The sequence below is a fragment of the Bacteroides sp. L008 genome (assembly GCF_040812255.1).
Classification (GTDB): domain Bacteria; phylum Bacteroidota; class Bacteroidia; order Bacteroidales; family Bacteroidaceae; genus Bacteroides; species Bacteroides vicugnae.
On record NZ_JBFNXO010000001.1, the window covers coordinates 4,556,923 to 4,572,705 of the forward strand.

The 15,783-nt window shown below is 41.2% G+C and carries 11 protein-coding genes; 9 read left to right on the forward strand and 2 right to left on the reverse strand.

Annotated features, from left to right (window positions below; translation table 11 throughout):
* Nucleotides 1-7: 7 nt before the first annotated feature.
* From AB3G73_RS17810 to AB3G73_RS17830, 5 genes are all read left to right on the forward strand, one after another.
* Nucleotides 8-1,429, forward strand: a complete 1,422-nt coding sequence (locus AB3G73_RS17810; protein WP_195649673.1) for a RagB/SusD family nutrient uptake outer membrane protein — start codon at nucleotides 8-10, stop codon at nucleotides 1,427-1,429.
* Nucleotides 1,430-1,455: 26 nt separating this feature from the next.
* The gene (locus AB3G73_RS17815) at nucleotides 1,456-2,145 is read left to right on the forward strand and encodes a DUF4843 domain-containing protein (protein WP_195649674.1); all 690 of its coding nucleotides are present in this window, start codon (nucleotides 1,456-1,458) and stop codon (nucleotides 2,143-2,145) included.
* Nucleotides 2,146-2,166: 21 nt separating this feature from the next.
* Complete coding sequence (locus AB3G73_RS17820; RefSeq protein ID WP_234131734.1) at nucleotides 2,167-3,801, forward strand: PKD-like family lipoprotein; 1,635 nt, start codon at nucleotides 2,167-2,169, stop codon at nucleotides 3,799-3,801.
* A gap of 95 nt (nucleotides 3,802-3,896) precedes the next feature.
* Nucleotides 3,897-6,482, forward strand: a complete 2,586-nt coding sequence (locus tag AB3G73_RS17825) for a zinc-dependent metalloprotease (RefSeq protein WP_367745441.1) — start codon at nucleotides 3,897-3,899, stop codon at nucleotides 6,480-6,482.
* A gap of 8 nt (nucleotides 6,483-6,490) precedes the next feature.
* Nucleotides 6,491-9,097: a zinc-dependent metalloprotease gene (locus tag AB3G73_RS17830; RefSeq protein WP_367745290.1), complete on the forward strand. Its 2,607-nt coding sequence runs from the start codon at nucleotides 6,491-6,493 to the stop codon at nucleotides 9,095-9,097.
* A gap of 159 nt (nucleotides 9,098-9,256) precedes the next feature.
* On the opposite strand, the gene ybeY is transcribed toward AB3G73_RS17830, so the two are convergent.
* Complete coding sequence (gene ybeY, locus AB3G73_RS17835) at nucleotides 9,257-9,676, reverse strand: rRNA maturation RNase YbeY (RefSeq protein ID WP_007762844.1); 420 nt, start codon at nucleotides 9,674-9,676, stop codon at nucleotides 9,257-9,259.
* 16 nt (nucleotides 9,677-9,692) lie between these two features.
* A complete protein-coding gene (locus AB3G73_RS17840) occupies nucleotides 9,693-10,925 on the reverse strand; it encodes a nucleoside recognition domain-containing protein (protein WP_217721762.1) in 1,233 nt (410 codons plus the stop codon).
* A gap of 126 nt (nucleotides 10,926-11,051) precedes the next feature.
* On the opposite strand from AB3G73_RS17840, the gene ruvB reads away from it, so the two are divergent.
* Genes ruvB through AB3G73_RS17860 form a run of 4 tightly spaced genes read left to right on the forward strand, consistent with a single transcriptional unit; the run spans nucleotide 11,052 to nucleotide 15,783 of the window.
* The gene (ruvB, locus tag AB3G73_RS17845) at nucleotides 11,052-12,083 is read left to right on the forward strand and encodes a Holliday junction branch migration DNA helicase RuvB (RefSeq protein WP_148367853.1); all 1,032 of its coding nucleotides are present in this window, start codon (nucleotides 11,052-11,054) and stop codon (nucleotides 12,081-12,083) included.
* Between the two features lie 38 nt (nucleotides 12,084-12,121).
* Nucleotides 12,122-12,898: a dienelactone hydrolase family protein gene (locus AB3G73_RS17850; RefSeq protein ID WP_195649677.1), complete on the forward strand. Its 777-nt coding sequence runs from the start codon at nucleotides 12,122-12,124 to the stop codon at nucleotides 12,896-12,898.
* Between the two features lie 30 nt (nucleotides 12,899-12,928).
* Nucleotides 12,929-14,425 (forward strand): oligosaccharide flippase family protein, encoded by a 1,497-nt coding sequence (locus AB3G73_RS17855; RefSeq protein WP_004298043.1) that lies wholly within the window; start codon nucleotides 12,929-12,931, stop codon nucleotides 14,423-14,425.
* 2 nt (nucleotides 14,426-14,427) lie between these two features.
* On the forward strand, nucleotides 14,428-15,783 hold the full coding sequence (locus tag AB3G73_RS17860) for a TIGR00341 family protein (RefSeq protein WP_234131731.1): 1,356 nt from the start codon (nucleotides 14,428-14,430) through the stop codon (nucleotides 15,781-15,783).

A 15,783-nucleotide genomic window follows, 5' to 3' on the forward strand; every position in this document is an offset into this window, starting at 1 on the left:
TAGAATAATGATAAATAAGAAAAAAAACATATTATGTTCGTTGCTTACTCTGCTTTTGATGAGTAGCTGTAATTGGTTGGAAGTATCACCGAGCAACGAGGTGAACGCTGACGATATGTATAGCAATGGAGATGGTTACCGCAATGCATTGAATGGGCTTTATTTGCAATTGTCGGGAAGTACTCTTTACGGCAAAAATATGAGTTGGGGCTTTATAGAAGTATTAGGACAGCAGTATCTGACAGAGAAGATGAAAGCTACGGAGGTTTATGCTAAAGCAGCTTCATATAAATATGATGATACCGATGTAAAGTCGATCATTTCAGGATTATGGACCGAAAGCTATAATGCCATCGCCGGATGTAATAAACTTATTAGTATGGTGAGTGAAGCTGATCCTGCTCTTTTTGTTGAGAATGAGATGGAAAGGGACTTGGTTTGGGGAGAAGCGTTGGCACTACGGGCATTGTTTCATTTCGATATTCTTCGTATGTTTGCTCCTTCTATGGAGGTAAATGATGGGAAAAGCTATATTCCTTACGTAGATTCTTATCCGGTGATAAGTACTGCATATTATTCTAATGCTGATATTTTGAAAAAAATAGAAGCTGACTTGTTGAAAGCACAGAAGTTGGTAGCAAAGTGTGATGTGGAGAAACATCCGGTGTGGATGGAGACAGAATACCGTATGTTTGGAAAGGGACTTGCTGGTGAGCTTCCTGAAGAGGTTTTCTTTGCTTTTCGTGGATTCCGTATGAATTATTATGCTGTTACTGCTTTATTGGCAAGAGTATATATGTGGGAAAAGGAATATAAGAAAGCGTTTGATTGTGCAGATGAGGTAACAAAAGCTTCTAATAACAAAAAAACGTTATTTGGATTTACAGAAACGTTGAGTGGTGATATGAAGGATTGTACGAATTTGATTTTTTCTGTGAATAGTGAAACGTTGCTTGATGATTACAAGCCTTTTGTAACAAGTGGTAATGATAACTTATTCTTGTTCAATGTAGAAGATATTTATGAAGGTTCAAGTGAGGATCAGCGGGGAAAGGTATGGGTCAGCAATTTGGGAAGCTTACAATATTCTAAGAAATACTTATTAGAGGAATCAGAAACGGGATATGATGTTATTCCGGTACTTCGTTTGAGTGAAATGTACTACATTATGGCAGAGTATTATGCCCAAAATGGGAATTTCACAGAGGCGGGGAAGATGGTTGACAAGGTTCGTTCGGCAAGAGGACTGATTTCTAGTTCTTCTAATTTCTCTTCAATGGAGGACTTTAGGAGAAAATTACTGAAAGAGATGCGTAAAGAATTTGTGGGTGAGGGACAGCTTTATTTTCAATACAAGCGTTTCAATGATAAATCATTGTCCGATAATGTGAAATTTGTATTCGACCTTCCAGAGAATGAAGATATTTAATGAATAAAATGATTATGTACATATTTATGAAACCATATATATTGTTGTTACTTTTTGCTTGCTGTTTGTTTTCCTGTTCGGAAGATGAGATAGAATCATATTATGGTGGGCAATACTTATATTTTAGTCAATTGAAAGATGCTGAAGAAGATGAAAATGCAATTCGGGTTTCTTTCAATAACTATCCGTTAGATAATGAATTGACTGTAAAAATTAGTTTGGGATTAGTAGGTGATCCGTTTACGAAGGATGCTCCTTACAAGATAGGTGTTGTGAAAGAAAAAACCACAGCTTTGCCTGAAAATTATAGTATCCCTCAGAATCCTGTGTTTAAAGCAAATTCTGCTACGGATAATTTGGAGTTGAAACTTATTAAGACAGAAAACTTGACTGAAGATGTTTCGCTTCTATTGAAGATTGAGGCAAACGATTATTTCGCGGGGAGTGTTCAGAACTTTGATACTATTCGAGTGGTGTTCAATGCTGTGGAAAGTCAGCCATTATGGTGGGATAAGGATGTGAAGAACGTTTATTTGGGCACTTATTCACGTGCCAAGTACAGAGCTTTGGTACAATATGGTGGTGAAGGAGCTGCTGATTTTGGTAGTATGAATGCTTCGCAAAAACGCCAATGTGCCTTACGCTTGAAGGATGCCATTGCACTATATGGTTTAAAAGAGGACGATGGAAAGGCTATGACCGTACCTATTTACTAATTTTATAGAATGAAGACGAAAATGATTAAGATAAAATTAATGTTTGTAGCGGTGATTTTATCATGTTGCCTATTCTCGGCTTGTTATGAGGATAAGGGAAACTATGATTATCGGCAGATGAATGATATCACGATACACATCCCATTGGAAAACAATGAATACGTGATGGGAGATAAATTGGAAATAACTCCCAACTTGGAGTTCGCAGTTGGAAAGGAATCGAATGAATTAACCTACTCGTGGACTTTCGGTGGGAAGGAGATATCTACAGAACGAAATTTGAATTGGATTGTGGACGATCCGGGACAATATAAGGATTTGCGTTTGGCTGTAAAGGATGAAATTACTGGTGTGACTTATTTCGGTACAGCATTGATATCGGTTATTTCTCCATATGCTTCGAGTGCTTGGGTGGTTTTGTCGGCCAAAGAAGATGGGACAACGATGTTGACTTATATGCGTCCCACTCGTACGGAAGCAGAAAATGAGGAAGATCGGAAATACACATTGGATGTTACTAAAGATGTATTTGGTCTTTCTAATGAAGGGGCATCGTTGGGTGGAAAACCGCTATCTATGGAGCAACATTTTGTTACTCAATGGGAAGGGGAAGATAATACAAGCTGGTTGTGGATTACTCAACAAGGAGGTCAAGGCTGTGTGGATGTATCCGGTAGCTCATACCAAATAGAAGGAACATTGCCGGCCATGTTCATTAATGCCAGTTATCCGCAAGGATTTGAACCGCAAAGTGTATATGATATGATCTATCTTTCAATGGCTATAGGGAAGGATGGTAAAATTTATACTCGCGTAAAGGATGTGTACGAGTTATTTAATACTAATTATTTTTTGGATGACAGACCTTTACTTTATGAAGGCAATCCTGTAGATGGAACTATGATAGCCAAGACGCCTGAGTTTTATACGCATGGAGGAACTTTGTTATTTGATAAGAATTCTAATCGTTATTTACATATAGCTGACCTGAAAACTGAAGTTTTTGTAATTGGAGGTGGCATGACAGAAAAGAATTATTCAGGTAATGTACTTGCTTTAGAAGCTTGGGATGAACGTTTTGACAATATGGAGGGGTGTGTAGTACATTATATTGGCGTTGCAGAATCTCCTTATGATTGGGGTGGTTCTTTAAGTTATAAATCTGTTATAGAGAAAGGAGGAAAATACTATATTCAAGATTTTGAGGTGGATGATTATACAGGTGGTTCTTATCCTCCAGGTGCTTATTTTAATAGTCAAGATGAAGTCCCTTTTGACGGATTGATAGGTGCAGGTAAGAAAAACGTGTATTCACTTTGCTATTATCAACAAACAGATCGTCCATACTTGTTATTTAGTAGCGATAATATCCTTTATTTATACTATTTTGAAGGCGATGCAGGTAAAAAATTGGTAAAGTTTGCTACATTTAACGCACCGATAACAGGAATTGACACCGGAGGTGGTGCATACGAAGGACACGCTGGAGTAGGATTGGAAAATGGAGACTTTTATGTGCTGGATTTAAGTAAGTCGGTATTAGAAGAGGTGATTAAAAATGGGGATAGTGATAAAAAAGTGTTGTTTAAACAAGAAAGTTTAGGCAAAATTGTGCAAGTGCTTTTCAAACGGAAGGCAACTCGTGATTCCTGGTAAAATTGTCAAATATGAAAAAGGAAAACACTTAAAGGAAATATATAGTAATGTACAAAAAAATCTATTTACTTCTTTTGGTTGCATTATGCGGGGCTATGATTACTCCCGCTGTGGCCAAGAAGAAAAGCAAGAAAAAAGCTTCAACAGAAGCTATGACAAAAAAGAAAGAGAAAAAAGAAACCAAGTATGATAAGCTGTTTAAGGGTAAGAAAGTCACGACGGCAAAAGGTTTCATCACTCTTCATCAGTTTGATAACAAAGTTTATTTTGAGTTGCCGCTCAAAGTGCTCAATCGTGATATTCTGTTGGGATCTACAATTGCAGAAACAACGGACAATCAGTTTGGATGTGTAGGAGAGAAGTCTGGTGATCCTTTCTTGATTCGTTTCGTGCAGCGTGATTCAACGATTACATTGCGTCGTGTGCAGGCAGGACAATGCTCGGACGATCGTGAGATTAAAAAACGTTTGCAGAGTAGTACAATGCCGGCTATCGCCGAAACTTTTGAGATAAAGGCTTACAATAATGACAGTACCGCGGTTGTATTTGATATGACCAGCTATCTGTTGAGTGATAAGAAAATGCTTTCTCCTTTCTCTCCTTATTCATTGATAGAAATGATGGGAGGGAGCGTTGATAAGAATTTTGAAAAGGAAAGTTCTTTTATACAAGGCATCAAAGGCTTCGAAGACAATATCAGTGTTCGTTCCTTGCTGACTTATAAAGTAAGTGTAGGAGCTAAAGGAAGTTATGCAGTAAAAAACATGCCTTTCTCGGCTGTGATGAACCGTAGCTTTATCTTGTTGCCGGAAAAGCCGATGCGTCATCGTTATGCCGATCCGCGTATTGGTATTTTCGAACACTCTATTGTTGAGTTTGCTTCCGAAGGACGCGGATTGCGTACTCGCCATATTGCTCATCGTTGGAATCTGGAACCATCGGATTCTGCCGCATATCTGCGTGGAGAGTTGGTAGAGCCTAAAAAACCTATTATTTTCTATATTGATGATGCATTTCCGTTGAGTTGGAATAAATACATTCATAAAGGAGTTGAGGTATGGCAGAAAGCATTTGAGAAGATTGGCTTTAAGAATGCGATTATAGCAAAGGATTTTCCTAAAGACGATCCTAACTTTGATCCGGAAAACATCAAATATTCTTGTATCCGTTATGCCCCTTCTACAGTAGCTAACGCAATGGGACCTTCTTGGATTGACCCTCGCTCGGGAGAGATTATAAACGCATCAGTAACGGTATATCATAATATTGTGCAGTTGGTTCAATACTGGCGTTTCTTGCAAACTGCACCGGCAGATAAGGATGTTCGTGATGTAGTGTTGCGTGAAGATTTATTGGGAGACTGTATCGCTTACGTACTTTCTCATGAAGTAGGGCATACTTTGTCCCTGATGCACAATATGGCGGGTTCTTCTTCCATTCCTGTAGAGTCGTTGCGTGATCCGAAGTTTACTCAGGAATATGGAACAACCTATTCTATCATGGATTATGCACGTAACAACTATATAGCACAGCCGGGTGATAAGGAGAAAGGAGTACGTATGACACCTCCTGAACTTGGTGCTTATGATTATTATGCGATCTCTTGGTTGTATAAACCGATATTTGAAGCGAAAACATCTGAAGAAGAAATTCCTATACTGGACAAATGGATCAGTGAGAAATCGGGTGATCCTAAGTATCGTTATGGTAAGCAGCAGTTTAAACGTCGCTTTGACCCGAGTTCCGTAGAAGAAGATTTAGGGGATGATCCTGTGAAAGCTTCAGAGTATGGACGTCGTAATCTGCAATATATCCTGAAACATATTAATGAATGGGTAGCAGACAAAGATAAGGATTTTGAGTTCCGTACTGCTTTATATGATGAGATTGTCTACGGATATGTACGCTATTTAAGCTTCGTGTTAGCAGATATCGGAGGTATTTACCTGAATGAGCGTTATGATGGCGATCAACGTCCGAGTTATCAGACTGTGTCGAAAGAACAACAGAGAAAAGCATTGAATTTTTTGCTGAATGAGTTGAAGGATCTTTCTTGGTTGGAGGCGGATGAGACCTTGAAAGAGTTCCCTATTCGTACTTCTGTAGCTATGCAAATGGAGAATGCGATTATTGATGGTATTTTATCCCGTTGTGGTGCTGTTTCTATCTGCTCGAACAAGGCAACATCCGCTCCTTATACTCAAAAAGAATATCTGGCAGATATCGAACGTTTTGTATGGGCACCAACACGTGCTGGTAAAACTTTGACAGATACGGAGATGCGTTTGCAGATGAATTATTTGACAAAATTGATAGAAGGATCTGTAACTGGAGTTGCTAAAAATGCGACTCGTAAAGGCATTACAGATATGTATGGTATTATTGAAATTCCTGAATGGTTGAAGGCTGCTTCGCGTGAGCGTTTCGGCATTATCTCGGAAGAGTTTATGGGATGTTTTAATAATAAGCATGCTGAGATGCAGGCAGCTCGTCTGGAAGAAATTAGCGGTTTTGAGGATGATGTTGATTTAAAGGCTCCGTTGGAGCCGATGGAACATGTTTATTTCGGTGAACTGAAGAAAATCCGTAGTTTGCTTGCGGCAAGTGCTTCTACCGGCTCTGCTGATACGCAACGCCATTATCGCTTATTGTTGTACAAAATTGACCAGGCATTAAAATGATAGGAAGTATGAGAAATAGATATAGTAAGATACTTTGTTTATTGCTTCTTTTTATGTGTTGCCTGCCACAAGACGGAAATGCGATATGGCCTTTTAAAAAGAAGAAAAAAGAGGAAAAGAAAGAAGTACTGACACCTTATCAGAAGCTTTTTAAGAATAAGAAAGTACAGACAGCTCATGGGTTGATGACTATTCATAAGGTGGAAGACAAGATATATGTGGAGTTTCCGGTTGCGATGTTGGGTCGTGAGCTGTTGTTCACATCTTCCATTGAGAATACAAGTGATGGGGGAGAAGGTGCACCGGGACAGTTGGGAGGAACAGATGTACGTCTGCGTTTTGAGATGATCGATTCTACAGTCGTGGCACGTATGCCTTTGTTGAGCAAACCTGTCAATACGAGTGGTGATTCTGATATCGCCCGTGCGCTGAATAATTCACATAATCCGGGCATCTTCAAGAGCTTTAAAGTGTTGGCGTGTACGCCGGATAGTTCGGCTCTTGTGGTGAATATGAAAAGCTTATTCTTGGAAGGTTCGGCTTTTACCAAACCTTTTCCGTCGACTTCTGCTAACGGCTATTATGGTTTTGTGTCTCGCGACCACTCATTAGAATCTGATAAATCGTCTATTTTAGGCGTTTCTGCTTCCGGAGATAATATTACCGTTCGTGAGGAATTGGCATATAAGGTGAATCATACCTTGATGGGAGCTTATAGCATGTATGAGAATGTTCCGTTGACGGCTGTAGTAAATAAAATGTTATGCGTTTTGCCGGAAGAGCCGATGACTCCTCGCCTGGCTGATTCACGTCTTGGATTGACCACACAGTTGAAAAGTGATTTTGTCGGAGCTGGACAAGAGGTGAAGAATATACGCTATGCAAAACGTTGGCGGATTGAGCCTTCGGATTCTGCTGCTTATCGTCGGGGTGAACTGGTGGAACCGAAGAAACAATTAGTATTCTATATTGATAGCTTACTACCCGTCAAATGGCATCCTTATGTTAAAGCTGGAGCGGAATCTTGGAATAAAGCTTTTGAAAAGATTGGTTTTAAGAATGTGATTTGTGTGAAGGAGTTTCCTGAAAATGACACTTTGTTTAATGCACACAGTTTGGACTGCATGACCATCCGTTATTCTGCTTCATGGATGAATACTGCACAAACAACTCTTCACTCTGATGCTCGTACCGGTGAGATCTTGAATGCTTCTATTTTGATTAATGCAAACCTGATCAGTGTACAGTATATAGACCGTATTGCGGCAACTGTAGCAACCGATCCTCGTGTCCGTACTGTCATTTTCCCACAAGAGGTACAAGGTGAGCTGATTCAGGCTGCTATTGCCCAGGCGGTAGGAACAGGGCTGGGACTTTCTGCGAACTGGGGAGCTTCTGTTGCTTATCCGGTAGACTCTTTGCGTTCTGCTAGCTTTACACAAAAGTATGGTTTGGCTTCTTCTGTTATGGGTGGGGTAGTGATTAATGATGTAGCTACGGCAGATGATGTCCGGAAGGGAGTACGCTTAGTTAATACGAACCCTGGACCGTATGATGAGTTGGTTATTAAATATCTGTACCAACCTATTTATGCTTCTTCATTACAAGAAGAGAAAGTGACGTTGGATAGCTGGATTCGTCAACGCACAGGAGATCCTCATTATGCTTATATACGTAGTCAGCCCCGTTTCGATTCGGATCCGCGTAATAGTCGTGGCGGTTTGGGAGACGATCATTTGAAGTCATTTGATTATATGCTTTCCAATATCCGTACCGGTTGTGAGAATTATTATACTTGGTTCTCAGAAGGAGACAGGGATATGACAATGCGGAAGCGGGTATATTCAGCACTTTGTGATCGATTGAACAGTCGTGTATATGCGGTTCTTTCGTATGTCGGTGGTATTTATCTTAACGATATTCGTGAAAAAGATGTGATTCCGAGTTACTCGATGGTAGACCGCGAGAAGCAAAAGGCAGCATTGAATAGGGTTCTGCGCCTGGCAAAAGAACTGGACTGGATAGAGAGTACGGCTCGTGCTACAGATTTTACAATTGCTGATAAAAAGGCCGATATGATGCGTTTGAATATTTTCAAGAATATCTTTAATCGTTTGCCTTATATCGAAGTGTGTACGGAACGTTTCCCGGAAACAGCTTATACGGCTTCCGAATATTTGGATGACATTTATAATGTAGTATGGGAAGGAACTCTGAAACGCCGTCCGTTGGAGAATGTTGAGAAAGCTTTGCAGACAGCTTTTCTGGAAAGTATTATTGCCACCTCTACGGTAACTGCACCTATTGGTAGCTTTAAGGCTTCAAAGGCGTCATTTGCAGATACACGGAAATCGGAAATTAATCTGACGGCTTTACGTGAAGGAGAGAATGTAGAGCATCATTTGTGCTCTTTGCAGGCTCCTGAAGAAATAAGTGGTTTTTCATCTGTTCCGCCTATTTATACGAATCAGACGAAAGTTGCTGCATATTATTTTGATCTGTTGATGCGTACGAAAGAGATGTTGGAAAAGAGTATTTCGACTATGCCTGAGGCTGATCGTTCACATTATGATCTTTTAATCTATCGCATAAACAAAGCGGTAGAGATAAAATAATAAATTTCTCTCTCTTAAATAATTTAATGTTAGCATCGTATTGCTAATGAAGCGCCCCACCGTAGTGATTACGATGGGGCGTCTTTGTTATAGTGTACGTTACAGTGTATGTTTTAATAAATCGAAAACTTTTTGAAATCGTTTGCTATCGAGGCTTGCTTACACTTGTCGCATAGCTAATGCTTTGTTTTCCGCAGCTTCCATAATTTCCCGTTCTCCGGGTCCTTTATCGTTAATACCGCAGAGATGAAGAATCCCGTGGATAATGACACGGTGCAGTTCGTCGTCATAAGAAGCGCCAAATTGCTCCGCATTAGTGCGTATTGTGTCCAGGCTAATGAATAAGTCTCCTGATAAACGATCGCCTTCACAATAATCGAAAGTAATGATATCCGTGTAGTAGTCATGTTGCAGATATTGACGGTTTACCTCCAGAATCTTTTCGTCCGAGCAGAAGATATAAGCGATTTCACCGAGTCTTTTTCCGTAAGAAGCTGCTACGGCTTTTATCCATTCCGTAGTCTCACGTTTCTTGATATCAGGCATTTTTACGCCTTCTGTTTGATAAGTTACAGCCATAATTGAATGTTATGATTTAAAAGAAAAATAAATAACTGATTAAGATAGCGGCTATGATACCCGAAAAGTCTGCAATCAGGCCGCAGGTTACCGCATTACGAGTTTTGGTGATTCCCACACTGCCGAAATAAACGGCCAGAATGTAGAATGTAGTATCTGAAGCTCCGCGTACAACACAGCTCATACGCCCAACAAAAGAATCCGGTCCTAATTCTTTCATCGTATCGATCATCAGGCCGTTTGCGCCGCTGCCACTAAGTGATTTCATCAGTGCAGTAGGTAAAGCCCCGACAAAGCTCGTGTCAACCCCACATAGGCCTACTATATAGCCGATACCTCCCACCAGAAAATCCATTGCTCCCGAAGTGCGGAACACTGCAATTCCTACCAAGAAAGCAACCAGATAAGGAATGATGCGTACAGCCGTCGTAAATCCTTCTTTGGCTCCTTCCACAAAAGAATCGTATACATTGATTTTCTTTCTGACTCCCGTTAAAATAAACAGGATGATGACACTGAACAGCAGAATATTCGCTATCAGTGTAGAATAAGTACCCATATCCTCCCGCGATACACTTAGAAACAGATAAATCAATCCCGAAAAGAAAAGACAGATAATGCCCATTAAAATGAGAATAGGCTTATTGATTAAGTTTATCTTTTGAGTGATGCTGACTGCTATAACTCCGACTAAAGTTGAAATGAAAGTACTTATCAGAATAGGAATGAATACATCCGTAGGCTGTGCAGCCCCCATTTGCGCACGATACACCATGATACTTATCGGAATAATGATGAGGCCGGAGGTATTAATCACCAAAAACATAATCATCGGGTTGGAAGCCGTGTCTTTTTTCGGATTTAGTTCCTGCAGCTCTTTCATTGCTTTCAGTCCCAGCGGAGTGGCGGCATTGTCCAAACCGAGCATATTGGCGGACATATTCATAAAGATGGAACCCAACACCGGATGTCCTTTAGGAATGTCCGGAAACAAACGGCATAGCACCGGACTTAGAAAGCGTGCCAGTGTATTAATCAATCCACTGTTCTCTCCGATCTTCATGATACCCAACCAAAGAGCCAGTACACCCGTAAGTCCCAGTGATATCTCGAATGCCGTTTTGGAGGAGTCGAATGTAGAGTTCATGATAGCCGTAAATATCTCCGTATCTCCCAGAAAAATCACTTTTATAAGAGCGATGATAAAGGCAATGACGAAGAATCCTATCCAAATGTAATTTAGAACCATAGTTGATAACGTGTATATAGATAGTGCAAAAGTAGTTATTACGTTTCAAATAAACTAAATCTTCGTCTTTCTTATACTGAAAATGAATGTAAATCTCTATCTTTGTCTCCTACTTTCAAGAAATAAATGGAACAGGAAGATTTTAACATACGCGAACATCAGCTTACTTCAAAAGAACGGGATTTCGAGAATGCACTCCGTCCGTTAAGCTTTGAAGACTTTAGCGGGCAGGACAAGGTGGTGGAAAACCTTCGCATTTTTGTGAAGGCGGCACGTCTGCGTGGCGAAGCACTCGACCATGTGCTGTTGCACGGCCCTCCCGGATTAGGAAAAACAACTCTTTCGAATATTATCGCCAACGAATTGGGAGTTGGCTTTAAAGTGACTTCCGGTCCGGTACTCGATAAACCGGGTGATCTGGCAGGAGTGTTAACCAGTCTCGAACCGAATGATGTACTTTTTATCGATGAAATTCATCGGTTGTCGCCTGTAGTGGAGGAATATCTTTATTCGGCCATGGAAGATTACCGCATCGATATTATGATTGATAAGGGACCTTCGGCCCGCAGTATCCAGATAGATTTAAATCCTTTCACGCTGGTTGGCGCAACTACCCGTAGCGGTTTGCTGACAGCTCCGCTTCGTGCACGTTTTGGCATTAATCTTCATTTGGAGTACTATGATGACGACGTTTTGAGCAATATCATCCGTCGTTCTGCATCCATACTGGATGTGCCTTGTTCGGTACGCGCGGCATCGGAGATTGCTTCCCGTAGCCGCGGAACGCCTCGTATTGCCAATGCCTTGCTCCGTCGGGTACGTGACTTTGCGCAGGTGAAAGGCTCCGGCTCTATCGATACGGAGATTGCCCAGTTTGCATTGGAAGCACTGAATATCGATAAATACGGTCTGGATGAGATAGACAACAAGATACTTTGCACTATTATAGACAAGTTTAAAGGTGGCCCGGTAGGTATCACTACCATTGCTACGGCTTTGGGAGAAGATGCGGGAACCATTGAGGAAGTTTACGAACCTTTCCTGATAAAAGAAGGATTCATGAAGCGTACTCCCCGTGGACGTGAAGTGACTGAACTTGCCTATAAACATTTGGGAAGGAGTCTTTATAACAGCCAGAAAACGCTGTTTAATGACTGATAAAAACGGAATAAAAGAACTTTATAAAGCGTAGTTGGATGATGAAGCAATGGACTACTTTACTTGTTTTTCTCTTTTTGAGCCTCTCTTTATCGGCTCAACAGGAATATGGGAGGGATATTTTTGTCTCTTCTGAAGGAGACTCTTTACCTTATCGGATGATTCATCCCGAATCGGTGAAGCCCGGTGAAAAGTATCCGCTCGTACTGTTTCTGCATGGAGCCGGCGAACGGGGAAATGATAATGAGAAACAGTTGACTCATGGTGGACAGATGTTTCTTAATCCGGTCAATCAAGAGAAGTATCCCGCTTTCGTTCTAATTCCACAGTGTCCGACAGACGGTTACTGGGCTTATACAGGACGTCCGAAGTCGCTTATCCCTACAGAAATGCCAGTGGGACAGGAGATCAGTCCTATATTGCAAACGCTTAAACAGTTGCTCGATTCTTATCTGGTAATGCCCGAAGTGGATACACAGCGGGTTTATATTATCGGTCTTTCAATGGGAGCGATGGGAACGTATGATTTAGTAGTGCGTTATCCGGAGATTTTTGCAGCTGCAGTTCCTATTTGCGGTACAGTCAATCCGAGCCGGCTGTCAGTTGCCAAGGATGTGAAGTTTCGTATCTTCCATGGAGATGCGGATGATGTAGTTCCGGTGAAAGGTTCTCGTGAAGCGTATAAAGCACTGAAAGCTGCCGGTGCAGATGTGGAATATATTGAATTTCCCGGTTGTAATCATGGAAGCTGGAATCCGGCTTTCAATTATCCCGGATTTATGGATTGGTTGTTCAAACAAAAGAGGCAACGTTAAGCCAATCTGAATGATAATCACTAATAAAACATGGCTGGACTAAAATCATTAGCTAAAGATACTGCAATTTATGGGTTGAGTAGTATTGTCGGACGGTTCCTTAACTACATGCTGGTGCCTTTGTACACAGCGGTATTGCCGGCTTCCACCGGAGGTTATGGAGTGGTATCAAACGTATATGCGTTTACAGCCCTGATGCTTGTATTGCTTACGTTTGGTATGGAAACGGGATTCTTCCGTTTTGCCAATAAATCGGGAGAAGACCCGATGAAAGTATATGCCAACTCCTTGTTATCGGTAGGAGGGGTATCTTTGATTTTTGTTTTCCTTTGCCTGTTATTCCTGCAACCTATTTCCAATTTACTGGATTATGGCGATCATCCGGAGTTCATAGCGATGATGGCTGTTGTGGTAGCTTTAGACTCTTTCCAATGCATCCCTTTTGCTTATTTAAGGTATAAAAAACGGCCCATCAAGTTTGCTGCTATCAAACTGCTCTCTATCGTTGGTGGCATCGGTTTGAATTTATTTTTCCTACTGGTGTGCCCGTGGCTGAATGTACATTGTCCGTCAACTATCTCCTGGTTTTATGATCCGGATTATTTAGTGGGATATATCTTTATTAGCAACCTGATTATCTCAGTTGTTCAGATGTTCTTCTTCATCCCGGAACTGACAGGTTTTGCTTATAAATTAGACCGGGTATTGTTGAAACGAATGGTCGTATATTCTTTCCCGGTATTAATCTTAGGCTTGGTAGGTATTCTAAACCAGACTGTGGATAAGATGATATATCCGTTTCTTTTTGAAGACCGGCAGGAGGGGTTGGTACAATTGGGTATCTATGCGGCAACCAGTAAGATTGCGATGGTAATGGCAATGTTTACGCAAGCTTTCCGTTATGCTTACGAACCGTTTGTCTTTGGCAAAGACCGCGAAGGAGACAACCGGAAGATGTATGCCGCTGCGATGAAGTATTTTCTTATATTTTCCTTGCTGGCTTTCCTTGCTGTCATGTTTTATCTCGACTTATTGCGTTATCTGGTGGCAAGAGGTTACTGGGAAGGCCTGGGGGTAGTAGCCATTGTAATGCTTGCAGAGATCTGTAAAGGGATCTATTTCAACCTTTCCTTTTGGTATAAACTGACGGATAAGACCTATTGGGGAGCCTACTTCTCGGTGATCGGTTGTGTTATTATTGTCGTATTGAACATTCTGTTTGTGCCGGTTTACGGTTATCTTGCTTCGGCATGGGCTTCTGTTGCAGGCTATGCAGTCATCTTGTTGCTATCCTATTGGATAGGACAGAAAGAATACCCGATTCATTATGATTTGAAGAGCCTCGGACTTTATGTTCTGCTGGCAGCGGTACTTTACGTTATTGGAGAGCAGGTTCCTATCCCTAATATAGTGCTCCGTCTCGCTTTCCGTACCGTACTCTTATTGCTATTTATAGCCTATATTATTAAAAAGGATTTACCATTGAGTCAGATTCCTGTTATTAATCGATTTATAAAGAAGAAATAACTATGAAGACAGATGAACGTAATAAGTTTGCTATCAAGTCCTTTCTGGGAGAATATCTGGACTTGAGGAAAGATAAGGATAACGAACTGGCTACAGTGGATTCTATCCGTAAGGGGGTAGAGTTCAAAGGTGCCAATTTATGGATTCTGATCTTTGCCATATTCATGGCATCACTCGGATTGAATGTGAACTCCACTGCCGTTATTATCGGTGCCATGTTGATTTCTCCATTGATGGGACCTATTATGGGAGTAGGATTGTCTGTCGGACTAAATGATTTTGAATTAATGAAACGCTCTTTGAAGAGCTTTCTCATAACGACCGCTTTCAGTGTGACTACGGCAACCATCTTTTTCCTTCTTGCTCCTATTGCCGGTTCACAGTCAGAGTTGCTGGCACGCACATCGCCCACTATTTATGATGTATTCATCGCACTTTTTGGTGGATTGGCAGGTGTCGTAGCTCTCTCTACCAAGGAAAAAGGAAATGTGATTCCGGGCGTTGCCATTGCTACCGCATTGATGCCACCACTTTGTACGGCAGGTTACGGACTGGCTTCCGGCAATCTTATTTATTTCCTGGGAGCTTTTTATCTTTATTTCATCAACTCTGTTTTTATCAGTCTGGCTACTTTCCTCGGGGTTCGTGTGATGCATTTCCAACGAAAGGAATTTGTGGATAAAACCCGTGAGAAGACCGTACGTAAATACATCGTTCTGATTGTGGTGCTTACCATGTGCCCTGCAGTTTATCTGACATTTGGAATTATAAAGAGCACTTTCTATGAAGCAGCAGCCAATCGTTTTATAAACGATCAGTTGAGCTTTGAGAATACGCAGGTACTTGATAAGAAAATCAGCTATGAACATAAAGAAGTACGGGTTGTTTTGATTGGTCCTGAAGTGCCTGACGCTTCGATATCTATTGCCCGTAGCAAGTTGAAAGAGTATAAGCTGGAAGATACGAAACTGATTGTATTACAGGGAATGAACAATGAGGCGGTAGATGTATCTTCTATCCGTGCCATGGTCATGGAAGACTTCTATAAAAACAGTGAGCAACGGCTTCAACAACAGGCGGTGAAAATTTCCCAACTGGAGACAACGCTGGAGCAATACAGAACGTACGATGCTATGAGTCGTACATTAGTGCCCGAACTGAAGGTGCTTTATCCTTCCATCACTACACTCTCCATCGCTCACTCGCTCGAAGTACGGGTCGATTCGATGAAGACGGATACGGTAACATTGGCTGTCCTTAAATTCGCCAGACATCCGTCTGTTGCCGAAAAAGAGAAAATCAGCGAATGGCTGAAAGCCCGCGTAGGAACGAAGAAGTTGAGGCTGATTACAGAATAA